Source organism: Methylobacterium sp. yr668 (assembly GCF_900116245.1).
In the GTDB taxonomy this organism is placed as follows: domain Bacteria; phylum Pseudomonadota; class Alphaproteobacteria; order Rhizobiales; family Beijerinckiaceae; genus Methylobacterium.
The window spans coordinates 39,106-60,013 of record NZ_FOZY01000020.1; the positions used below are offsets into that span (position 1 = coordinate 39,106).

The following is a 20,908-nucleotide window of genomic DNA, read 5'->3' on the forward strand; positions in this document are numbered from 1 at the left end:
CGGATTGCCTTTCCCACACCGGAGAGGGGGTACCGCGCGACGGTCTCGGCCGGAGAGGCCCGCATGCGAGAGGGCTGCGACACGACCCGACGCGGACACTGACGCGCGATGTCGGTGCTCCATCGCCCGGCCCGGACCGCCTGACCTGAGCGCGACACCACGCCCTCTACCACCGCGCGCCGCAGCCTGCTGACCGGGCCCGCGCCGGCCCCGCGCCGGGCTCGCTCAGCCCGGGCCCCCGGGCTGGCCGGGATGGTTCCTCAGGCGTCCGAGACCTTGAACCGGTTGAGCAGGGCCTGCAACTCGTCCTGGGTCTCGTAGCGGATGCGGATCTCGCCCGAATCGGCGTCCTTGGGCTTGTAGGAGACCGGGACGCCGAGGGCCCGGTGGATCCGCAGTTCCAGGTCGCGCACCGTCGCGGGACGCTCGGCCGAGAGGCGCGGGCGCCCGGGGCGGGGCGTCTCGGCCGGGGCGGCCTCCGCGGAGGCGATCGCCTCCACGTCCCGGACCGATAGGCTCTCGGCCACGACGCGCCGCGCCGTCGCCTCCGGATCGCGCACGGCCAGCAGCGCGCGCGCGTGGCCGGCAGTCAACTCGCCCGCGGTGACCCGCTCCTGCACGGACAGCGGCAGGTTGAGCAGCCGGAGCGTGTTGGCGAGATGGCTGCGGCTCTTGCCGAGGATCTCGGCCAGCTCCTTCTGGGTGTACGAGAAATCCTTCATCAGGCGCTCGTAGCCGGACGCCTCCTCGATCGCGTTGAGGTCGGTGCGCTGGACGTTCTCCAGGATGGCGAATTCCAGGGAGCCGCGGTCGTCGATCTCGACCACCACCACCGGCACCTCGTCGAGGCCGGCGCGCTGGGCGGCCCGCCAGCGCCGCTCGCCGGCCACGATCTCGAAGGTGCCGGGCACGTCGCCGATCGGGCGGACCACGATCGGCTGGATGATGCCCCGCTGGCCGATCGAGGCCGCCAGCTCGGACAGCTCCGTCTCGGCGAAGCTCCGGCGCGGGTTGCGCGGGTTGGCGCGCAGGAACTCGATCGGAACCCGGCGCTGCTCCTCGGCCTTGGCCGAGGCCTTGCCGGCCTCGTTGAAGTCACCGATCAGCGCCGCGAGCCCGCGCCCCAGTCGAGGCTTCGCCCCCTCCTCCGCCATGATCGCCACCCGTGTCACGCTCCACACTCGCCCCTCGAACCGGGAGGGGGACTCAAACCCGTCAGGCCGCGGCCGGAACCCGGCCCTCGCGCTGGATCACCTCCGAGGCGAGGCGCAGGTAGGCCTGACTGCCGGCGCATTTCAGGTCGTACAGCAGCGCCGGCTTCCCGTGCGAGGGCGCCTCGGAGATCCGGACGTTGCGGGGGATCACGGTCTCGTAGACCTTGTCGCCCATGAAGCCGCGCACGTCCGCCACGACCTGGGCGGAGAGGTTGTTGCGCGGGTCGAACATCGTCAGCACGATGCCCTGGATCGTCAGCTTCGGGTTCAGGGCGCCGCGGACCTGCTCGACGGTGCGCAGCAGCTGGCTGAGGCCCTCCAGGGCGAAGAACTCGCACTGCAGCGGCACCAGCACCGCGTCGGCGGCCGCCAGCGCGTTGATGGTCAGCAGGTTGAGCGAGGGCGGGCAGTCGATCAGCACGTAGCTGATCCGGCTGAGGCTCGGCGCCTGGGTCAGGCTCTTCAGCACGCCGCGCAGCCGGTGCGCCCGGTCGGGGAGGGTGGCCAGCTCCAGCTCCAGGCCGAGGAGGTCCATGGTCGAGGGCGCCAGCGACAGCCGCGGCACGGCGGTGGGGACCACCGCCTGCGCCAGCGAGGCCTCGCCGGCCATGACCTCGTAGGTCGAGACCCGGCGCTTGGCGCGGTCGATCCCGAGACCCGTTGAGGCGTTCCCCTGCGGGTCGAGATCGACGACCAGCACGTCCTCGCCGATCGCCGCCAGGGCGGTGCCGAGGTTGATCGCCGTCGTGGTCTTGCCGACGCCGCCCTTCTGATTGGCGAGCGCCAGAACGCGCAGAGGGCGTCGCATGGATGAATCCATGGACCTGTCGGCGGGGTCGCCGAGGATCGCTTCGCTCATCGGTGGCTCGGGGCGGCGAGGGCAGTGACGCGCACGATCCGGGCTTCGGAATCGGTCCGGCTCGGCACGAGGTCGTTAACGACTCTCCACTGCGCGCCGGCCTGGGTCAATTCGGCTTGTACGTCCCGCCCCTTCGGAAACAGGCCGGTGGTGCCCGTTTTCAACAGAGGCTCCGTCCAGGCGAGGAGCTGCGCCATCGGGGCGAGGGCGCGGGCGCAGACGACGTCGGTCCCGACATACTCGCCGATCACCGCCTCGATCCGGGCGTTGCGCACCCGGGCCGGCGCCCCGGTGAGCCGGGCGGTCTCGGTGAGGAACGCGCACTTGCGCGCGTTGCTCTCGACGAGGTCGACCCGGACGCCGCGCTCCTGGCCGGCAATGGCCAGGATCAGGCCCGGGATGCCCGCGCCGGAGCCGAGATCGAGCCACGTGCGGGCCTCCGGCGCGAGGTCGAGGAGTTGCAGCGCGTCGTCGATGTGGCGGCTCCAGACCTCCGCCAGCGTCGCGGGGCCGACGAGGTTCTTGATCGGCTGCCAGCGCCGCAGCTGCGCCACGTAGAGGTCGAGCCGCTCCGCTGTTTCACGTGAAACACCGGCCGCCGCCAGGATACGGGCGCGATCCGGATCGCTCATGCCGGGAGCCGGTCCGCGGGGGCCGACGCAGCGCGGGCCCCGCGCCGCGCGTGGGCGGCCAGCAGGGTGAGGGCGGCCGGCGTCACGCCCTCGATCCGCGCCGCCTGTCCGAGGGTCCCGGGGCGCACCGTCTCGAGCTTCACCCGCATCTCGTTCGAGAGGCCGCTGATCGCCGCGTAGTCCAGCCCCGCCGGCAGGCGCACGGCCTCGTCCCGGCGGAAGGCCGCGATGTCGGCGTCCTGCCGGTCGAGATAGACCGCGTAGGTCGCGTCGGTCTTCATCCGGTCGGCGATCCGCGGGGCGACCTCGGCGAGGTCCGGCCACACCGCCGCCAGGTCGGACCAGCCGATCTCTGGGTAGGCGAGGAGCTGGAAGCCGGTGCGGCGGATGCCGTCGCGGTTCAGGACGATCCCGTGGGCCGCGGCCTGGCTCGGCGTCAGGCTCACCGCGTCGAGGCGGGCGCGCGCCGCGTCGAGCGCCGCCTGCCCGGCCGCGAAATGGGCCGCCCTGTGTCCTCCGACGCAGCCCAGCGCGATCCCGCGCGGCGTCAGCCGGGCGTCGGCGTTGTCGACCCGCAGGGACAGCCGGTACTCCGAGCGCGAGGTGAACATCCGGTAGGGCTCGCTGACTCCCTGGGTCACGAGGTCGTCGATCATCACGCCGAGATACGACTCGGCCCGGTCGAAGCCCGCGATGCCGAGGCCGCCCGCGTGCCGGGCGGCGTTGAGGCCGGCCACCAGCCCCTGGCCGGCGGCCTCCTCGTAGCCCGTCGTGCCGTTGATCTGGCCGGCCAGGAACAGGCCCGGCAGGCTCTTCACCTGGAGGCCGACGTCGAGTTCCCGGGGGTCCACGTAATCGTACTCGATGGCGTAGCCCGGCCGCAGGATCGCGGCCCGCTCCAGCCCGGGGATCAGGCGGACGAGGTCGTGCTGCACCTCTTCGGGCAGTGCCGTGGAGATGCCGTTCGGGTAGATCGTCGGGTCGTCGAGACCTTCGGGCTCCAGGAAGATCTGGTGCCCCTCCCGGTCGCCGAAGCGCACGACCTTGTCCTCGATCGACGGGCAGTAGCGCGGGCCCCGGCTGGCGATGCCGCCGGAATACATCGGCGAGCGGTGCAGGTTGGCGCGGATCAGGTCGTGGACGGCCCGGCTCGTCCGCGTGATGCCGCAGCGGATCTGCGGCGTCGTGATCCGCTCGGTCAGCGTCGAGAACGGCACCGGCTCGGCGTCGGCCTCCTGCATCTCCAGGCCGGACCAGTCGATGGTCCGCCCGTCGAGGCGCGGGGGCGTGCCGGTCTTCAGGCGCCCGAGGCGGAGGCCGAGCCGGTCGAGGGTCCGCGCCAGACCGACCGCCGGCGCCTCGCCGACGCGGCCCGCCGGGATCTGCCGCTCGCCGATATGGATCAGGCCGCGCAGGAAGGTGCCGGTGGTCAGCACCACCGCGCCGCAGGCGAGGGTCCGGCCGTCGGCCAGGACGAGTCCGCGGAGGCGGCCCTCGGCGTCGAAGGCCAGGTCCTCGCAGGCGCCGGCGATGACCGTCAGCCCCTCGGTCCCGGCCACGGCCGCCTGCATGGCGGCCGCGTAGAGCTTGCGGTCGGCCTGGGTCCGGGGGCCGCGCACCGCCGGACCCTTGCGGCGATTGAGCAGGCGGAACTGGATGCCGGCCGCGTCGGCGACCCGGCCCATCAGCCCGTCCAGGGCATCGACCTCGCGGACGAGGTGGCCCTTGCCGAGGCCGCCGATCGCCGGGTTGCAGGACATCGCCCCGATCGTCGCCGGATCGTGGGTGACCAGCGCGGTGCGCGCGCCGCAGCGCGCCGCGGCGGCGGCGGCCTCGACGCCGGCATGGCCGCCGCCGACGACCGCGACGTCGAACCGGGCGGAGGAGGGGGTGAACATCGGGTACCGAGCAGCCTTTCGCGGACATCCCGCCGCGGGTGCGAGGAGCGCCCCGGGCCGTGCACGGCGGGTGGGCGCGGGACCGGCGGATCTGCCGGGAGGTCTAAGCGCGCGAAGGCGGGCGGGTCAACGCGTCCCGCCCGCCGCAACGACGCCCCCTTCGCCGGCGCCAGCGGCTCCTCTGAATGCGGTATTCAGAACGCCCGCCGCGCGAAGATCTGTCGTTCCCGCGCCCATTGCTGTCGCGGATCCCGCGAGGACTTGGGCGTCGCGCCTTGTCAGCCGCTGCGGACCGTGCAAATCTTGCGCCGTGACGCGATCCTGTGCGGACAACGCCGTCCGGCAGGCCCACGAGAGGGACCGTTTTCGCCGCGCCGCGGAGCGACGCGCGAGGAGGAGACTCGAGATGTCGTCGCTGACAATCGGCCTGGGCGCCGCCTGTTGCGCGGCCGGCGCCGCCGCCCATTTCCTCGACCGCACCCGGCGCAAGGAAGGCCTGTTCGGCCTCGCGGGCTTCGCCCTGCTCCTGACCGGCATGTTCCTGAGCCGCTCCTGAGGGGGGCCCGGAAGCGCATCGTCTCGGGCCAGGCTTCCCGGCCGAGCGTCGCGCCGGCCGGGAGGACCGCACCGTGCGCGCGGACGGCCGCACGGTGCCTCCCGCGGCCCGCGAACGCGGGACGCCGAGCCGGCTCAGCCGGTCATGGCCGTCGCGGTGTAGCCGGCCTTGGTCAGGGCCTCGGCGATGGTCAGCGCCTGCGCGTCGGTGCGGATCGCCACGCGCGCGGCGTCCCGGTCGACCTGCACGTCGGCCGCGGGATCGATTCGTTTCACCGTGCGGGTCACCGCGGCGGCGCAGCCGTCGCAGGTCATGCCCTCGACCCGCATCAGCAGGTCGGCGCGCGTCTCGTCCATCGGGGCCTCCATAACCGCTTCCTCGGGATGTCGGAGCCCGGCGGGGCCGGCACAAGCCGGGTGTCGGCTCAGAACAGCGCCGGCATGCGGAAGGCGTAATCGATGCGCAGGCCGAACTGATACTGGTTGGGGTTGCCGAACGGGCGCCGCACCAGCGGGCTGTCGCCGGAGGCGCCCAGGATCCGGGTGTAGCCGGCATAGGCCGTGTAGGCCCAGGTCTCGCTCTGCGTGTAGGTCACGCCGCCGAGCACGCCGGCCGAGTAGAAGCTGCGCGGATCGTAGGGGGTGACGCGCCCGTTCAGCGCCGCCTCGATCGGCGAGACGCCGAAGTACTTCCGGGCGTAGCTGGCATCGCCGACATTGAGGCGCGGCCCGATGGAGAACAGGAACTTCTCCGCCGGGATCAGGTAGTCGGCCGCCACCGAGCCGACCGTTCCGTGGTGCCCGTAGACGCCCTGGCGCAGCTCGACGCGGGTCCGGATGAACGAGACCGGGTAGAACTCCGCGAACACGCCGGGCTCCACGGCGAAGCGGGCGTCGCGGAAACCGTACAGGTGGCGCCGGTCGTCGCCGTAGTAGCGCCCCGGCACGAAGCGCGCGGTCGGGCCGATGCGGAACGACTCGGTGTCGAAGAGCGAGAAGCTGAACCCGTCATCCGGCGTCGAGAAGCGGCGCGGCTCGCCGACCCGGCGGATGTCGATCGACGGGTAGCCGACGGCCGTGTAGTCGCTCGCGCCCGGATAGCGCGGCACGGCCTGGATCGAGCCGCTCAGCGTGACGATCCAAGTGTTGGGATCGACCATCGCGAAGGTCGGCGTGGTGCGCGGAAGATCCGCGCCGAGATCCGCGGCCCGCGGCGCCGTCGTGCCGAGGGTCGCGAGGAGCGCGCCGGCGCCGAGAACGGCGCGAAATCGGGGAGTACGCGGGGGGGCGGGCGTCATGGCCACGCTTTATGATCCTTTTTCATCCCGTCCGCATTCGCAAGCCGCGCAACCCTCCCCGGATCGCCTCGCAATCGGGTCCGCCGTGATGAATCCGCAACGTTCCAGCGGGCGCGGGCGTCACACCGCCCGGAATTAACAGGCGGCGGCGCCCCATCGCGGTCCCCGAGCCTTGCCGGGCGGGGTGCGGGCGGCCAATGATCCTGCGATTCGGTTCGCGCCCGGTGGGGATCGCTCGGGATGTCCCCCGGCGACCGGCGCGCGTTCCTGGCAGGTGTTCAGACGATGGTCCCGGTCCTCGGCCGGTACGCGGGGCTGCTGACGGTCGGCCTTCTCGGGCTCGTCGTTCTCGGGCCGCTCGCGGTGTTCCTGCCGCTCTGGAGTGCCCTGACGCTCGGCGCCGCGGCCGCCCTGGCGGGCGGTCTCGCCCTGACCCGTATCGCCACCCTCAAGGCGCGCTGCGAGAAGCTGTCCGGCGAGGTCGATCTGCTGTCCCGGCGCCTGCTCAAGGTCGAGACGGCGGCCGCGACCGCGGCGGCCCAGCCGCGGCCCGAGACCGCCGAGGCCGCCCTGCGCGCCCAGATCGAGGAACTGACCGTCGAGTTCGGGCTCCTCAGCGGGATCGTCCGCGACCTCACCACGGTCGTGAGCGCCCAGGATGCCGAGATCGCGGGCCTCAAGGCGAGGCCGGAGATCGCGCCCGAGATCAGGCCCGTTATCGGGCCCGCGATCGCACCCGCCGAGGCGCCCCGGCCCCTGCCCGCGGTGCCCGGCGCAGCCCTTCCGGATGCCGCAGCGGCCCCGTCGCCGCAGCCAGCGCCGGTACCGCCTCCGCAGGTTCAGGCCGCCTCGCTCGAGCAAGTCCCGCCCCGGTCTCAGCTCGCCCCGGCCCCGTCCGTCCCGGCGCGGCCGATTCCGCCGCGGCCGATCCCGCCCCGCCCCGCGATCCCCCCCGCGGACGAGGGCGCGATCGTCGCGGCCTTCGAGGGGGACGGTCTGGAGATCCATCTGCAGCCGGTGGTCACCCTGCCGCAACGCAAGGTGGTGGCCTACGAGGCGCTGGCCCGGCTGCGGATCGGCGGCCCCGGCGCGCCGCCGGCCGAGCCCGAGGTTTTCCTGCCGGTGCTGGAGCGCTACGGGCGCACCACCGAGCTCGACCGCCGCATGCTGCAGCGGGCCACGATCGTGGCGCGCCACCTCGCCCGGCGCGGCAGCGAGACCCTGCTGACCTACGGGCTGTCGCCGCTGTCGCTGTTCGAGCCCGGCCTCCTGCGCGAGCTGGCCCGCACGGCCGCCGACGATCCGGCCCTGGCCGGCCTGACCATCGCGTTGCCGCAGGAGAGCTGGCGCCGTCTCGATGCCGGCCAGCGGGGCCTGCTCGCGCCCCTGCAGGGTCGGATCGGGTTCAGCCTCGACCGCCCGGACGACCTCCGCTTCGACGCGGCCGAACTCGCGGCTCTCGGCATCGGGCAGGTCAAGGTGCCGGCGGAGATGCTGCTCCGGCCCGGCGCGGGCCGCGGCAGCCTGTCGGACATCGCCCTGGAGGACACCGCGCCGGCCCTGGCCCGGGCCGGGATCCGCGTCGTCGCCACGGGCGTCGCCGACGAGGCCGACGTCCCGGACCTGATCGACCTCGACGTGCCGTTCGCGCAGGGGACGGCCTTCGCGGCCCCGCGCCCGGTGCGCGCGGAGGTCCTGGCGACCCCGCCCGCCGAGGAGCCGACGCCCCCGCCGGAGCCGGAGCGGCGCCCGTTCCGGTCGGTGCTGCGCAGGGCCATGTGAGGGGCCGCGCCCGGGCACGCTGCGGGCCCGGCGAGCCCGGTCACCAGTAGATCTGCAGGCGCGCGATCACCGTGTCGACCGTGAACGGGCGGGTACCCAGCGTCTCGGCCTGGGCCACCCCCGGCTGCACGCGCCCGTGCACGACGTTCCCGATCAACCGGAGGTTGGGCTCGGGATACCAGCTCAGACCGAGGGTCACGTCCTGCTCCATGCCCCCGCGGAAGCCCCGGGCGTCCAGGTCGACGGCGCTGTAGCGCACCGCAAGCTCGAACACCCCGATCCCGCCCCGGGAGAGCCGCTGCGCCTCCGGAACCGTCACGCCCCGGAAGGTCGCGTAAGTGGTGCCGCTCTGCGGCGTCAGCGCGTAGGCGCGGCCCTCGCCGTTGAGCACCAGGGCCGCCTCGACGTAGCCGCCCTGGAAATCGAGCGCGGTGCCGGGCTGGCCGGGACCGCGGAACGGCTGCAACGCGGCCCGGATGTACTCGGCCTGCAGCAGGAACGGGCCGCGGCGATAGGCCAGCTCGGCGCCGAGGCGCGACACGCTGGCGGCGTCGGGGAGGTCGCCCGTATCCACCAGGGGGCGCTCGAACAGGAAGGCGCCGGCGGGGCTGGAGAAGCTGAAGGCCCCGTCCGACCGGGACCGGCTGCGGAAGACCCCGGCGAGACCGAGATGCAGGGTCTCGTCCCCTTCCATGATCGGCGCGACGGTGGCGCGGGCCGCCACCGCGACACCGTCCCCGTCGATGCCGCTGCTGGCGGCGTTGCCGAAGACGCCGACCACCGCGGTCCAGGCGGCCCCGTGGTGCCCGGCCGCGAAGCCGAACCGGCGCTCCGGCACGAGGGCGTTGGCCACCGAGCGCTCGGCGAACAGCGTGTCGTTGTTGCTCTGCAGCCATTCCAGGCTGAAGGGCTCCTTCATGTTGCCGAGCGTCAGGATCGTGTCCGGCAGCCCCTTCCAGGCGACCAGCGCGTCGTTGATCGGCAGCATCGGGTCGGCGAAATCGTACTGAAAGGCGATCACCCAGTCGCGGCCGATCGTGAGCGTCGGCTCGATCCAGGCCCGGCGCACGGCGACGTTGTCGGGGAAGGCCTCGGGCAGGTCCGGCCGGCTGAAACCCGCCGCGCCACCGTCGATGTGCAGCCGCCCGCCGATCCGGAGCTTCACGTCGGGCTCGGGGAAGGTGAGCGTCAACCCCTTCGCGTCGTAGCGCAGGCGCTCGCCGTAGGGGCCGGCCATCCCCTCGAACGCGTCCTCGCCGGCGCCGGCGGGGCCCGCCAGGGCGAGGGACACGGCCAGGATGGCCGGTGCGGTGCGCGTTCCGATCACGCGACCAGCAGAGAGCAGGTCGGCCGGGCGGCGCCAATCACCTGGCGCAGTTAAAGCCGGAAATCCGCGCGTCGTGGCCCGGCGGCCACGACCGTCGGCGGTCGGACCGGCACCGGCCTAGACGGCGCGATTGTCGATCAGCCGGGTCCGGCCCAGGAAGGCCGCGGCGATGACGCGGGCCGGGCCGTCGACCCGCTCCACCGGCGCCAGGGTCCGGGCGTCGCAGACCGCGAGGTACTGGACGCGGAACCCCGCCGCCTCCAGCGCCGCCCGCCCGGCGGCGATCCGGCCGGCCACCGGGGTGCCGTTGCGGGAGGCGGAGGCGATCTCGGCCAGGACGGCCTGGAGCTTCGGGGCGACGGCGCGCTCCTCGGCCGAGAGGTAGCGGTTGCGCGACGACAGCGCGAGGCCGTCGGGCTCGCGCACGGTCGGCACGCCGCGGATCTCCACCGCGAGGTCGAGATCCGCCGCCACCTGCTGGAGCACGCGGAGCTGCTGGAAGTCCTTCTCGCCGAACAGGGCGACGTCCGGCCGGACCTGGTTGAGGAGCTTGGTCACCACCGTGGCGACGCCGGCGAAATGGCCGGGCCGGAACGGCCCGCACAGCCCCTCGGTCAGGCCCGCGACCTCGATCCGGGTGGCGAAGCCCGGCGGGTACATGGTCTCGGCGCCGGGCGTCCAGGCGGCGTCCGCGCCGGCCCCCGCCAGCAGGGCCAGATCCGCGTCGAGGTCGCGGGGGTAGCGGGCGAAATCCTCGTTCGGGCCGAACTGGGTGGGATTGACGAAGATGCTGGCGACGGTCCGGCGGCCGATCCGCCGCGCCTCGGCCACGAGGGCGAGGTGCCCTTCGTGCAGGGCGCCCATGGTCGGGATCAGGACGACGCGCTCGCCCGCCGCGCGCCACGCGGCCACGCATCCGCGCAGGGCTGCGAGGTCGCGGAAGGACTGGAAGGTCGACTCGGACACGGCACGGGCTCCGGGGGAGGGCAGGGCCGGTCTAGAGCATGATGGGGAGCGGTGGAATCCGGCAGTCGACGCCGGATCCCGTCGTCGCGATCGGCGTCAGGGGCAGTAGGGCAGGAGGGAGCGCCCGAAGGGGTCGTCCACGCCCAGCGGCGGCGTGAAGCCGTAATAGCTCGGATGCCCCAGGCCGTACTCGGAGCCGACGTAGCTCGGATCGTCCGGGGCGTTGGTCGGCACGGGCACCCGCCGGGGCGTGCAGCCCACCGGCACGCGACGGGACCGGACCGCGTAGACCGGCCGACGGTCGAGTCCGTCGTTGCGCGGGAAGAAGCGGGGGCTGCCGCCCACGCCCGCCTCGGCGCCGTAGCGAAGGTCGAGATCGGCCGCCCGGCCCGGTGCCGCGAGCAGCAGGACGAGTCCGAGCGCCGTCACCGCCCTGCGCGCCGTCTCCCGCATGCCGCCCCTGCGCCGCCTTCGTCTCTCTCGGAAGGCGACACCGTGCGACGGCAGGGTAAACGAGTGATTACCGCGGGATCACGTCAGCGACACGACGAGGGCGTCCAGGACGGCGGCGAGATCGCCCTCGGTCAGCCGGATCTGCAAGCCGCGGCCGCCGCCATTGACGTGGATCTCGGCCGCCGGCTCGGTCAGGGATCCGGCGTCGATCGCGGTCGGGAAGGACCGCTTCTGTCCGAGCGGGCTGATCCCGCCGACATGGTAGCCGGTCAGCCGCTCGGCATCGGCCGGCTTGAGCATGGACGCGGCCTTGCCCGAGAAGGCGGCGGCGACCCGCTTCATCGACACCTCCCTGTCGGAGGCCACGAGCAGGCAGACGGTCCGTCCGTCCACCGACGCCATCAGGGTCTTCAGCACGCGTCCCGGGTCCACCCCGAGCGCCTCCGCGGCCTGCAGGCCGATGCGCGGCGCGTCCGGATCGTACGCGTAGACGTGGAGGCTGTACCGGATGCCGGCCTTGTCGAGGGCGAGCGTCGCGCGGGTCGTCTTAGAAAATGTCTTGTTGGGTGTCTTGGCGGCTGTCTTCATGGTTCGTCCGGTCAGGTCGAATGGGCGCGCGCGGCGATGAGGCGGCCGATCTCCGCGTGGGCCGCCGCGCAGGTGTCGGGGGAGGCGGTCGATTCCGTGACGTAGACCGCCGCGAGGATCGGCGCGCGCCCCGGCGGCCGGAGGATCGCCACGTCGTTGACGGTGCCGTTGTCGCCGCTCCCGGTCTTGTCGCCCGCGATCCAGTCGGGCGGCAGGCCGGCCCGCAGGCGCTTCCGGCCGGTCTCGCAGGCGACCATCCAGGCCTCCAGCCGGGCGCGCGAGTCCGGCGACAGGACGGTTCCGAGGAGGACGCGGCCCAGGGTCGCCCGCATGGCGTCCGGCGTGGTCGTGTCGCGCGGGTCGCCGGGCAGTGCGGTGTTGAGGGTCGGCTCGGTCCGGTCGAGGCGGGTGACGGGATCGCCGGTGGTCCGTAGCCACGCGGTCAGCGCCTCGGGCCCGCCGAGATCCGCCAAGAGCAGGTTGGCGGCCGTGTTGTCGCTCCAGATCAGCGTGGCCGCGCACAGGTCCGCGACGCTCATCCGCCCAGTCCCGGCGCCGGCCTCCAGCGCCTTCCGGGTCACGGGCGCGTAGCTCAGGAGGTCCCCGGCCCCGTAGCTGACGACCCGGTCGAGGGTCTCGCGGCCGGCATCGACCCGCGCCAGGACCGCCGCCACCGCCAGCGCCTTGAAGGTGCTGCACATCGGGAAGCGCGCGTCGGCGCGGTAGGCGGCGAGGACGCGGTCCGCCGAGGCGGCCGCGATCCCGAGGCGGCCGCCGAGCCGGCGCTCGATGGCGGCCCAGTCCGGCTCGGCCTCCGCGGCGCGCGCGGACAGGACCGGGGACGCGGGGAGGGCGGCGGCGAGGGGCGCGGCGAGCAGGCCGAGGCCGACGGCGCGGCGGGTCCAGACGATCATGGCGCATCCCCGTTCGAGTTCGCGACGGCGCAAGCGGGTGCGGCGCGTCGGCGCCGGGATGGTATAGGGCGGCCGCGATTGTTTCACGTGAAACTCCGCCCCTCGCGCGGCCCTGTGGGACCATGATCGATACCGACACGCTCTTCGCGCCGGCCAGCGGCTTCGGCCGGGCCGCCGTCGCGGTGATCCGCATCAGCGGCCCGGCCGCGCGCGACGCGCTCGTCGCCCTGGGCGGACGCCTGCCGCCGCCCCGCCGGCTGTCGCTGCGGAGCCTCCGGGATCCCGACGACGGCACAGAGCTCGACCGGGCGCTGGTGGCGTGGTTTCCCGGGCCCGACACCTACAGCGGCGAGGATATGGGCGAGCTGCACCTGCACGGCGGCCCGGCCGTGCGGATGCGTGTCCTGGCCACCCTCGCCCGCCTCCCGGGCTGCCGGGCCGCCGAGCCCGGGGCCTTCACGCGGCGGGCCGTCCTCAACGGGCGGATGGACCTCGCCGAGGCGGAGGCCGTCGCCGACCTGATCGACGCGGAGACCGAGGGCCAGCGCCGGCAGGCCCTGCGCCAGCTCGACGGCGCCCTCAGCTGGCAGGTGGCCGCGTGGCGCGCGGAGGCGATCGACTGCCTCGCCGCCGCGGAGGCCGCGCTGGACTTCGCCGACGAGGGGGACGTGGACGATGCCGGGCTCGACGCGGCGCTGCTCGACCGCGCCGCCCGCCTGCGCGACGCGATCGCCGCGGCGCTGCGCGACGGCCAGCGCGGCGAGCGCCTGCGTGATGGGTTCATGGTGGTGCTGGCGGGGGCTCCCAACAGCGGGAAATCGACCCTGCTGAACGCGCTGAGCCGACGGGACGTGGCCATCGTGTCGGACAGCCCGGGGACGACCCGCGACGCCATCGAGGTGCGGCTCGACCTCGGCGGCCTGCCGGTCCTGCTGGTCGACACGGCCGGGCTCCGCGAGACCGCGGAGCCGATCGAGGCGGCGGGCATCGTGCGGACGCGGGCGCGGATCGACACGGCCGATCTGGTGGTCGCCCTTGTGCCCCCCGGCGGCGACGTCCCGGATCTCGGGCCGGCGCGCTGTCCGGTCCTGACCGTCCGGACCAAAGCCGATCTTTTTGCCGGCTCAGAACAAGCCGAGAATCCGGCCGACGTGGCGGTCTCGGCCCATACTGGCGCCGGCATGGGCGCCCTGCTCGATGCCATCCAGGCCGCGGCCGAGGACGGTCTCGGCACCGGCGACGCGCTGATCACCCGCGCCCGGCACAGGGCCGCGCTGGAGGCCTGCATCGGCCATCTGGATCGCGTCTCAGGGAGTGCCGGCGGTCTCCCGGAGCTGACCGCAGAGGATCTGCGGCTCGCGGTGCGGGCGCTCGGCGCGGTCGCGGGCCATGTCGGGGTGGAGGACGTCCTCGACCGGCTGTTCAGCGGGTTCTGCATCGGGAAATAGATTTAAAGCCGGCAACCAATCGGGCTGGAATCGGGCCCGACGCGGCTTCGCTACTGGGGGATCCGCAGGATCCGCGGCCGCCAGATCCCGAGCGCCACGTTCGCGGTCGCGACCGCCAGCAGGACCCAGAGGGTGCCGCGCTCGCCGGTCAGCGAGACGGCCAGCACCGCGGGGTCGACGAGGCCCGCCAGCGCGCGGGCACTCTGCTCCGCCTCCTGCTTCATCGGGCCCTGGACGTAGACCAGCCCGCCCTCGAACATCAGGACGCCGGTGGCGAGCTTCACCCACGCCCATCCGGCGTTGAGGAAGGCGCGGTTCAGCGCCATCGCCAGCAGGCCCGACATCAGCGTCACCGCCAGGGCGGGCAGGAGGATCCAGGTGGCGACGGCGCCCATCGCGCCCCGCATCGCCGCGTAGCCCGTCAGGGCGGACGGCGCGGGCGACAGGCTCAGCATGACGACCAGGGACGCCATGGCCCCCAGCAGCCCCGCGGACCCCATCGTGTGGAGGAATTTCAGTAGGCGTCGCACGGCGTCTCACCCGGGCCGTTTCGGCGCAGCCTAGCGCGGGGCGCCAGGGGGCGATAGCGGCGCGCCGGTCGCAGGGCTCCCGGCCGGAACGCTGCGCCCGCGAGGACGGAGCGGACCGTCAGCTCCGGAGGCCCGGCGCCTCCTGGCCGGTGCGGGCCACGTACTCGGTGTAGCCGCCGCCGTATTGGTGGATGCCCTCCGGCGTGACCTCAAGGACGCGGTTCGAGAGGGCGGCCAGGAAGTGCCGGTCGTGGGACACGAACAGCATCGTCCCCTCGTAATTGGCGAGCGCCTCGATCAGCATCTCCTTGGTGCCCATGTCGAGGTGGTTGGTCGGCTCGTCGAGCACCAGGAAGTTCGGCGGGTCGTAGAGCATCAGCGCCATGACCAGCCGGGCCTTCTCGCCGCCCGAGAGCACCCGGCAGCGCTTCTCGACGTCGTCGCCCGAGAAGCCGAAGCAGCCGGCCAGCGCCCGCAGCGACCCCTGGCCGGCCTGCGGGAAGGAATCCTCCAGGGTCTGGAACACCGTGCGGTCGCCGTCGAGCAGGTCCATGGCGTGCTGGGCGAAGTAGCCGAGCTTGACGCTGCCGCCGACCGTGACCGAGCCGTCGTCGGGCGCGGTGGTGCCGGTGACGAGCTTGAGCAGCGTCGACTTGCCGGCGCCGTTGATGCCCATCACGCACCAGCGCTCCTTGCGCCGCACCGAGAAGTCGAGTCCCTCGTAGATCGTGCGGCTGCCGTAGCGCTTGTTCACGCCCTTGAGCATCACGACGTCGTCGCCCGAGCGCGGCGCCGGCTGGAACTCGAAGGCCACCGATTGCCGCCGCCGGGGCGGCTCGACGCGCTCGATCTTGTCGAGCTTCTTCACCCGGCTCTGCACCTGGGCGGCGTGGGAGGCCCGGGCCTTGAACCGCTCGATGAAGGCGATCTCCTTGGCGAGCATGGCCTGCTGGCGCTCGTACTGCGCCTGGGCCTGCGCCTCGTTGAGCTTCCGCTGGCCCTCGTAGAAGGCGTAGTCGCCCGAGTAGGTGGTGAGCGCGCCGGCGTCGATCTCGATGACCTTGGTGACGATGCGGTTCATGAACTCGCGGTCGTGCGAGGTCATCAGCAGGGCGCCGTCGTAGGCCTTCAGGAACGATTCGAGCCAGATCAGGCTCTCGATGTCGAGGTGGTTGGACGGCTCGTCGAGGAGCATCACGTCCGGGCGCATCAGCAGGATCCGCGCGAGCGCGACGCGCATCTTCCAGCCGCCCGAGAGGGCGCCGACGTCGCCGTCCATCATCTCCTGGCTGAAGCTCAGCCCGTCGAGCACCTCGCGGGCCCGGCCCTCCAGCGCGTAGCCGTCGAGCTCCTCGAACCGGGCCTGGACCTCGCCGTAGCGCTCGATCAGGGCGTCCATCTCGTCGGCGCGGTCCGGGTCGGCGAGCGCCGCGCCGAGCTCGGCGAGCTCGGCCGCGACCGCGCTCACGGGGCCGGCGCCGTCCATCACCTCGGTGACGACGCTGCGGCCGGACATCTCGCCGACATCCTGGCTGAAGTAGCCGATGGTGATGCCCCTGTCGGCGGCGACCTGCCCCTCGTCGGGCTGCTCCTGGCCGATGATCATCCGGAACAGGGTGGTCTTGCCGGCCCCGTTCGGGCCGACTAGGCCGACCTTCTCGCCCCGCTGGAGGGCGGCCGAGGCCTCGATGAAGACGAGCTGCCGCCCGTTCTGCTTGGTGATCTTGTCCAGGCGTATCATGGCGGCGGGCGCTGTCCGGGAGGTCGCTGTCCGGAAGGTGTCCGGGAGTATCCCGGCCGCTTACGGCATCGGCCGACGCGGCGCAAAGGCAGGGTGCCGCAGTGCGGGATAACGCTTGCGTCCGGCGCAGGCCTGGGCGCATCCCGGGACCCGGGATGAGGCTCGGCCGTTGCCCTGGGCAACATGAGGATCGCGATGCTGTTCGGTTGGTGGATGACGGGCATGGATATGGCCATGCTGGGGCTGGAGGCGCAGGGCGTCATCGCGCAGCGCATGGCGATGTTCGCCCTCGGCGGCCCGGCGGCCCAGGCCGAGGCGCAGCTCATGGTGACCGAGAAGATGCTGGCCGCCGGCGAGGCGGCGCTCATGCTCGCCGCGGGCGCCTCGAACGGCAAGGTGATCCGCAGCTACCGGCGGAAGGTCCAGGCCAACGCCCGGCGGCTGAGCCGGGGGTGAGGCGTGTGCCCGCCGGATCTCCGCGCGCCGTCAGTGCGAGAGGAGCGAAGCAATCCAGCGGCGCCACATCCGGCGACGTCACGTTACCCTGGACCGCTTCGCTGCGCTCGCGATGACGGGGGCGGCTCGTGAAGCCGCGATCCGCCTTCAGTTGTTGGCCGTCCGGAACGTGTCGCAGGACTTGGTCTGGCCGCTCTTGTAGCCGGCCATGAACCAGCGCTGGCGCTGGGCCGAGGAGCCGTGGGTGAAGGAATCCGGCACCACGTAGCCCCGCGAGCGCTGCTGCAGCGCGTCGTCGCCGATCTGAGCGGCGGCGTTCAGCGCCTCGTCGATGTCGCCCTGCTCGAGCTCGGCGTACTTGTCGTTGGAGTTCTTGGCCCAGACGCCGGCGAGGCAGTCGGCCATCAGCTCGATCCGCACCGAGAGGGCGTTCGCCTCGGTCTTGCTGGAGGCCTGCTGCTGGCGCTGCTGGACCTTGCCGAGGATGCCGAGCACGTCCTGGACGTGGTGGCCGACCTCGTGGGCGATCACGTACGCGTAGGCGAAGTCGCCCTTCACGCCGAACTTCGAGGCCATCTCCTTGAAGAAGCCGGTGTCGAGATAGACCTTCTTGTCGAGCGGGCAGTAGAACGGCCCCATCGCGGCCTGGGCCGAGCCGCAGCCGGAGCGCGTGCCGCCGGTGTAGAGCACCAGCGTCGTCGGGGTGTACTGCTTGCCGGTCTGCTGCGGCAGGATCTGGCTCCACACGTCCTCGGTGTTGCCGAGGATCTTGGAGGCGAACCGGCCGCTGTCGTCGGTCGGGGCCTGGCGCCGCTTGGCCTGGGTCTGCGGGTCGACCTGCTCCTGCTGGCTGCGGCCGCCGCCACCGATCTGCTGGGCGCCGCCGATCAGGATCGCCGGGTTGATGCCCGTGAAGTAGCTGATGATCAGCAGCACCACGATGGTGCCGATGCCGAGCCCGCCGGCGCCGCCGCCGGGAAAGCCCATGCCGCCACCGCCGCCGCCCTCGCCCCGGCGATCCTCGACGTTGTCGGAGCTGCGTAGATCTTCCCAGCGCATGGTTGGGTCCCGCCATCGGTGCTGCGCCGGCCGCCTCGGGCGGGCCGGGATTGGCTGTGCGTCGTCGTGTCCGGCCGATGGCGCGCCAGCAGCGGGAACGAAGCTCTAATGGCGGGAGGGGAGAGCCGGTTCCGTCACTCCGGTCAAGCTCGCGGTCACGCTTTCCCGTCGAGGAGGGCGCGCAAGGACCGGAAGTCCCGCCACGCGAGGCGCTTCTGGACCGGCTGGCGCAGCAGGAAGGCCGGGTGGAGCGTGGCGAGCAGCTTCACCTCGCGGCTCGGCAACTTGTACGGGAAGAGGCGGCCTCGGGTCCGCAGGATACCGTCCTTGGTGCCGGTCAGCGTCTGGGTCGCGGGCGCGCCGAGGCAGACGATGATGTCCGGGTCGACGAGTTCGATCTGGCGCTCCACGAAGGGCCGGCACACGGCCACCTCCTGGGGGGTCGGGTTGCGGTTGCCCGGCGGCCGCCAGGGCACGATGTTGCCGATATAGGCGCTCGTCCGGTCGAGCCCGACCGCCTTCATCATCTTGTCGAGGAGCTGGCCCGAGCGGCCCATGAAGGGCTTGCCGATCCGGTCCTCGTCGGCGCCGGGCGCCTCGCCGAGAAACATCACCCGCGCCTCGGGATTGCCGTCGGCGAAGACGAGGTTCTTCGCCGTGAAGCGCAGCGGGCAGGCGTCGAAATCCGCGAGAATCCGCTCGAGCTCGTCGAGGGACTTGGCCTGCCGCGCCCGGGCGCGGGCGTCGCTCGCGGCCTCGTCGGGCTGGGCGCTGGCGGCGCGGCCGAAGGTGCGCGGCGCCGCGGTGGGCGCGGCCGTGGCCGGGGGCGCCGATCCGGGGGGCGGCACGAGCGTGTTGGCGACCGGGCTGACCGGCGGCTGCTCGGCGGCCCGGGGGGGCGCCCGGCGCGGCGCGCGCAAGGTAGGCGCGGGCGTGTCGGCCTCGTTGAAGCGGTCGTGCGGCTGCTCGTCGAGCGCCGCGTCGGCCCCGGCCTCCACGTGGAAGTCGAGATAGGCGATCAGGTCGGCTTGCGCGTCGGTGGGGCTCGGCATGGGACTCAGCATGTGGGATCGCCGGGGCCTGTGGACAACTCGCCGAATCGCTCCGGGTGGCAAGGACTTGCGTGACCGAACAGCGCGGCGCGGCGCAGCGCTGTGACGCCGTTCCCTGCGGCAAAGGGAACTTTGCCTTGAGCTTGAGCGTCGGCAACTTGCCTTTCTAGCTTGGAATCGCTTGAGACGGCATCAGGAAGGCCGGCCCGGCGACGAACCGGGCGCCGGAACAAGAAAAGGAACCCGAGGATGGCGCTGCCCGAACGCGAGAGCATGGATTTCGACGTGGTCGTGGTGGGCGCCGGCCCGGCCGGCCTCGCCACCGCGATCCGCCTGAAGCAGCGCGCCGCCGAGATCGGCGAGGAGATCTCGGTCGTCGTCGTCGAGAAGGGCTCGGAGGTCGGCGCCCACATCCTGTCGGGGGCGGTGATCGACCCGATCGGCCTGGATCGCCTGCTGCCGGAGTGGCGCCAGGATCCCGAGCGTCCGCTGAAGACCGAGGTGCAGCGCGACGAGTTCATGATGCTCACCAAGAACAGCGGCATCACCCTGCCGAACGTGTTCTTCCCCAAGCTCATGTCGAACCACGGCAACTTCGTCGGCTCGCTCTCGAACACCTGCAAGTACCTGGGGGCCCAGGCCGAGGCGCTCGGCGTCGAGATCTATCCGGGCTTCCCAGCCTCCGAGGTGCTGTTCGACGGGAACGGCGCGGTGGCGGGCATCGCCACGGGCGATCTCGGCATCGGCAAGTCGGGCGAGCCCCGCGACGACTACACCCGCGGCATGGAATTGCGCGGCAAGTACACGGTGTTCGGCGAGGGCGCCCGCGGCAACCTGACCAAGGGGCTGATCCAGCGCTTCGCGCTCAACCGGCACAGCGACCACTTCAAGTACGGGCTCGGCGTGAAGGAGCTCTGGCAGCTCGCGCCCGGCAAGTTCGAGCCCGGCCTCGTGCAGCACACCATGGGCTGGCCGCTGCCCAACAAGGCCGGCGGCGGCTCCTGGCTCTACCATTTCGACGACCACCTGCTCTCGGTCGGCTTCGTCACGCACCTGAACTACGAGAACCCGACCCTGTCGCCGTTCGAGGAGTTCCAGCGCTTCAAGACCCACCCGATGATCGCCGAGACCTTCGAGGGGGCCAAGCGCATCGGCTACGGCGCGCGGGCCATCATGGAGGGCGGCTGGCAATCGGTGCCCAAGCTCGTCTTCCCGGGCGGCTGCCTCGTCGGCTGCTCGGCGGGCTTCGTGAACGTGCCGCGGATCAAGGGCTCGCACAACGCGATCCTGTCCGGCATGCAGGCGGCCGACGCCATCGCGGACGCCCTGAAGGCGGGCCGCGCGGGCGACGAGCTCACCGCCTACGAGGCCGGCTGGCGCGACAGCCCGATCGGGCAGGACCTGAAGGCGGTGCGCAACGTCAAGCCGCTCTGGTCCAAGTACGGCACGCTGGTCGGCGTGGGGCTCGGCGGGATCGACATGTGGGCGACCTGCATCCTCGGCGCCTCGCCGTTCGGCACGCTGTCCCACGGCAAGCCCGACCACGCCTGCCTCAAGCCGCTCTCGGAGGTGACGCCGATCGTCTACCCGAAGCCGGACGGCAAGCTGACCTTCGACCGGCTGTCCTCGGTCTACCTGTCGAACACCAACCACGAGGAGGACCAGCCGCCCCACCTCAAGGTCCGCGACCTGGAGCTGCAGAAGCGCTCCGAGCACGACGTCTACGGCGGGCCTTCCGGCCGCTACTGCCCGGCGGGCGTCTACGAGTGGGTGGCGGATGCCGCCGCCAGCGACGGCGTGCGCTACCAGATCAACGCCCAGAACTGCGTCCACTGCAAGACGTGCGACATCAAGGATCCGAACCAGAACATCGACTGGGTGACGCCGGAGGGTCCGGGCGGGCCGAACTACCCGAACATGTGAGGTCAGCCCTCGGCCGAGGGGCCGAGGCTCACGTCTTTGCGAGCGCAGCGAAGCAATCCAGTGAACCGCTCCGTGGGCAGACGTCCCGCCGCCCTGGGTCGCTTCGCTGCGCTCGCGATGACGGGACGGCCGACCAACCCGGCCTCAACCCCCGCGCCATCCTTTCGCCTTGCGGGGCTGGCGGGATGGGTTCAGTGTCCCCAACGTTTTTTC

Annotated in this window: 20 protein-coding genes; 5 read left to right on the forward strand and 15 right to left on the reverse strand. The window is 72.6% G+C overall.

Annotation, left to right across the window (positions count from 1 at the left end; translation table 11 throughout):
* Positions 1–260: 260 nt before the first annotated feature.
* From BM419_RS21890 to mnmG, 4 genes are all read right to left on the reverse strand, one after another.
* Positions 261–1,154, reverse strand: a complete 894-nt coding sequence (locus BM419_RS21890) for a ParB/RepB/Spo0J family partition protein (RefSeq protein WP_026605106.1) — start codon at positions 1,152–1,154, stop codon at positions 261–263.
* 61 nt (positions 1,155–1,215) lie between these two features.
* On the reverse strand, positions 1,216–2,073 hold the full coding sequence (locus BM419_RS21895) for a ParA family protein (protein WP_020094293.1): 858 nt from the start codon (positions 2,071–2,073) through the stop codon (positions 1,216–1,218).
* On the reverse strand, positions 2,070–2,705 hold the full coding sequence (rsmG, locus tag BM419_RS21900; RefSeq protein WP_091927653.1) for a 16S rRNA (guanine(527)-N(7))-methyltransferase RsmG: 636 nt from the start codon (positions 2,703–2,705) through the stop codon (positions 2,070–2,072). Before rsmG ends, BM419_RS21895 begins: the two co-directional genes overlap by 4 nt.
* On the reverse strand, positions 2,702–4,603 hold the full coding sequence (mnmG, locus tag BM419_RS21905) for a tRNA uridine-5-carboxymethylaminomethyl(34) synthesis enzyme MnmG (protein WP_091927654.1): 1,902 nt from the start codon (positions 4,601–4,603) through the stop codon (positions 2,702–2,704). Before mnmG ends, rsmG begins: the two co-directional genes overlap by 4 nt.
* 406 nt (positions 4,604–5,009) lie before the next feature.
* Between mnmG and BM419_RS32525 the strand changes: the two genes are divergently transcribed.
* A complete protein-coding gene (locus BM419_RS32525; protein ID WP_020094296.1) occupies positions 5,010–5,159 on the forward strand; it encodes a hypothetical protein in 150 nt (49 codons plus the stop codon).
* 134 nt (positions 5,160–5,293) lie between these two features.
* Here BM419_RS32525 and BM419_RS21910 read toward each other — a convergent pair whose 3' ends face one another.
* Positions 5,294–5,515 (reverse strand): heavy-metal-associated domain-containing protein, encoded by a 222-nt coding sequence (locus BM419_RS21910; protein WP_026605107.1) that lies wholly within the window; start codon positions 5,513–5,515, stop codon positions 5,294–5,296.
* Positions 5,516–5,583: 68 nt separating this feature from the next.
* The gene (locus tag BM419_RS21915) at positions 5,584–6,456 is read right to left on the reverse strand and encodes a MipA/OmpV family protein (RefSeq protein ID WP_244540024.1); all 873 of its coding nucleotides are present in this window, start codon (positions 6,454–6,456) and stop codon (positions 5,584–5,586) included.
* Positions 6,457–6,696: 240 nt separating this feature from the next.
* Between BM419_RS21915 and BM419_RS21920 the strand changes: the two genes are divergently transcribed.
* Positions 6,697–8,238, forward strand: coding sequence for an EAL domain-containing protein (locus tag BM419_RS21920; protein ID WP_091927656.1), 1,542 nt, complete (start codon positions 6,697–6,699; stop codon positions 8,236–8,238).
* Between the two features lie 40 nt (positions 8,239–8,278).
* On the opposite strand, the gene BM419_RS21925 is transcribed toward BM419_RS21920, so the two are convergent.
* The 5 genes from BM419_RS21925 to bla form a co-directional block, all read right to left on the reverse strand.
* Complete coding sequence (locus tag BM419_RS21925) at positions 8,279–9,565, reverse strand: OprO/OprP family phosphate-selective porin (RefSeq protein WP_091927657.1); 1,287 nt, start codon at positions 9,563–9,565, stop codon at positions 8,279–8,281.
* A gap of 117 nt (positions 9,566–9,682) precedes the next feature.
* Positions 9,683–10,531 (reverse strand): pantoate--beta-alanine ligase, encoded by an 849-nt coding sequence (gene panC / locus BM419_RS21930; RefSeq protein ID WP_091927658.1) that lies wholly within the window; start codon positions 10,529–10,531, stop codon positions 9,683–9,685.
* 96 nt (positions 10,532–10,627) lie between these two features.
* Positions 10,628–10,984: a hypothetical protein gene (locus BM419_RS21935; protein WP_091682708.1), complete on the reverse strand. Its 357-nt coding sequence runs from the start codon at positions 10,982–10,984 to the stop codon at positions 10,628–10,630.
* Positions 10,985–11,062: 78 nt separating this feature from the next.
* A complete protein-coding gene (locus BM419_RS21940) occupies positions 11,063–11,572 on the reverse strand; it encodes an aminoacyl-tRNA deacylase (RefSeq protein ID WP_091927659.1) in 510 nt (169 codons plus the stop codon).
* An 11-nt stretch (positions 11,573–11,583) separates the two neighbouring features.
* The gene (gene bla / locus BM419_RS21945) at positions 11,584–12,486 is read right to left on the reverse strand and encodes a class A beta-lactamase (RefSeq protein ID WP_091927660.1); all 903 of its coding nucleotides are present in this window, start codon (positions 12,484–12,486) and stop codon (positions 11,584–11,586) included.
* A 122-nt stretch (positions 12,487–12,608) separates the two neighbouring features.
* Here bla and mnmE point away from each other — a divergent pair, with 122 nt between their 5' ends.
* Complete coding sequence (mnmE, locus tag BM419_RS21950) at positions 12,609–13,934, forward strand: tRNA uridine-5-carboxymethylaminomethyl(34) synthesis GTPase MnmE (RefSeq protein ID WP_091927661.1); 1,326 nt, start codon at positions 12,609–12,611, stop codon at positions 13,932–13,934.
* 50 nt (positions 13,935–13,984) lie between these two features.
* Here mnmE and BM419_RS21955 read toward each other — a convergent pair whose 3' ends face one another.
* Both BM419_RS21955 and BM419_RS21960 read right to left on the reverse strand, forming a co-directional pair.
* On the reverse strand, positions 13,985–14,464 hold the full coding sequence (locus BM419_RS21955) for a hypothetical protein (protein WP_091927662.1): 480 nt from the start codon (positions 14,462–14,464) through the stop codon (positions 13,985–13,987).
* A 118-nt stretch (positions 14,465–14,582) separates the two neighbouring features.
* On the reverse strand, positions 14,583–16,205 hold the full coding sequence (locus tag BM419_RS21960) for an ABC-F family ATP-binding cassette domain-containing protein (RefSeq protein WP_091927663.1): 1,623 nt from the start codon (positions 16,203–16,205) through the stop codon (positions 14,583–14,585).
* A gap of 195 nt (positions 16,206–16,400) precedes the next feature.
* Here BM419_RS21960 and BM419_RS21965 point away from each other — a divergent pair, with 195 nt between their 5' ends.
* On the forward strand, positions 16,401–16,661 hold the full coding sequence (locus BM419_RS21965) for a hypothetical protein (protein ID WP_020094308.1): 261 nt from the start codon (positions 16,401–16,403) through the stop codon (positions 16,659–16,661).
* Positions 16,662–16,808: 147 nt separating this feature from the next.
* On the opposite strand, the gene BM419_RS21970 is transcribed toward BM419_RS21965, so the two are convergent.
* Entirely contained in the window at positions 16,809–17,720 is a 912-nt protein-coding gene (locus tag BM419_RS21970) for a KPN_02809 family neutral zinc metallopeptidase (RefSeq protein ID WP_056533500.1), read from the reverse strand.
* Positions 17,721–17,875: 155 nt separating this feature from the next.
* Entirely contained in the window at positions 17,876–18,784 is a 909-nt protein-coding gene (locus BM419_RS21975; RefSeq protein ID WP_091927664.1) for a uracil-DNA glycosylase, read from the reverse strand.
* 237 nt (positions 18,785–19,021) lie between these two features.
* On the opposite strand from BM419_RS21975, the gene BM419_RS21980 reads away from it, so the two are divergent.
* Positions 19,022–20,695, forward strand: coding sequence for an electron transfer flavoprotein-ubiquinone oxidoreductase (locus tag BM419_RS21980; protein WP_091927665.1), 1,674 nt, complete (start codon positions 19,022–19,024; stop codon positions 20,693–20,695).
* The last annotated feature ends 213 nt before the right edge of the window (positions 20,696–20,908 follow it).

Excerpts from the sequence above, each read along its gene's own strand:
- BM419_RS21890 (WP_026605106.1), bottom strand. The coding sequence starts at position 1,154 with ATGGCGGAGGAGGGGGCGAAGCCTCGACTGGGGCGCGGGCTCGCGGCG.
- BM419_RS21895 (WP_020094293.1), bottom strand. The coding sequence starts at position 2,073 with ATGAGCGAAGCGATCCTCGGCGACCCCGCCGACAGGTCCATGGATTCA.
- rsmG (WP_091927653.1), bottom strand. The coding sequence starts at position 2,705 with ATGAGCGATCCGGATCGCGCCCGTATCCTGGCGGCGGCCGGTGTTTCA.
- mnmG (WP_091927654.1), bottom strand. The coding sequence starts at position 4,603 with ATGTTCACCCCCTCCTCCGCCCGGTTCGACGTCGCGGTCGTCGGCGGC.
- BM419_RS32525 (WP_020094296.1), top strand. The coding sequence starts at position 5,010 with ATGTCGTCGCTGACAATCGGCCTGGGCGCCGCCTGTTGCGCGGCCGGC.
- BM419_RS21910 (WP_026605107.1), bottom strand. The coding sequence starts at position 5,515 with ATGGACGAGACGCGCGCCGACCTGCTGATGCGGGTCGAGGGCATGACC.
- BM419_RS21915 (WP_244540024.1), bottom strand. The coding sequence starts at position 6,456 with ATGACGCCCGCCCCCCCGCGTACTCCCCGATTTCGCGCCGTTCTCGGC.
- BM419_RS21920 (WP_091927656.1), top strand. The coding sequence starts at position 6,697 with ATGTCCCCCGGCGACCGGCGCGCGTTCCTGGCAGGTGTTCAGACGATG.
- BM419_RS21935 (WP_091682708.1), bottom strand. The coding sequence starts at position 10,984 with ATGCGGGAGACGGCGCGCAGGGCGGTGACGGCGCTCGGACTCGTCCTG.
- BM419_RS21940 (WP_091927659.1), bottom strand. The coding sequence starts at position 11,572 with ATGAAGACAGCCGCCAAGACACCCAACAAGACATTTTCTAAGACGACC.
- bla (WP_091927660.1), bottom strand. The coding sequence starts at position 12,486 with ATGATCGTCTGGACCCGCCGCGCCGTCGGCCTCGGCCTGCTCGCCGCG.
- mnmE (WP_091927661.1), top strand. The coding sequence starts at position 12,609 with ATGATCGATACCGACACGCTCTTCGCGCCGGCCAGCGGCTTCGGCCGG.
- BM419_RS21960 (WP_091927663.1), bottom strand. The coding sequence starts at position 16,205 with ATGATACGCCTGGACAAGATCACCAAGCAGAACGGGCGGCAGCTCGTC.
- BM419_RS21965 (WP_020094308.1), top strand. The coding sequence starts at position 16,401 with ATGCTGTTCGGTTGGTGGATGACGGGCATGGATATGGCCATGCTGGGG.
- BM419_RS21970 (WP_056533500.1), bottom strand. The coding sequence starts at position 17,720 with ATGCGCTGGGAAGATCTACGCAGCTCCGACAACGTCGAGGATCGCCGG.
- BM419_RS21975 (WP_091927664.1), bottom strand. The coding sequence starts at position 18,784 with ATGCTGAGTCCCATGCCGAGCCCCACCGACGCGCAAGCCGACCTGATC.
- BM419_RS21980 (WP_091927665.1), top strand. The coding sequence starts at position 19,022 with ATGGCGCTGCCCGAACGCGAGAGCATGGATTTCGACGTGGTCGTGGTG.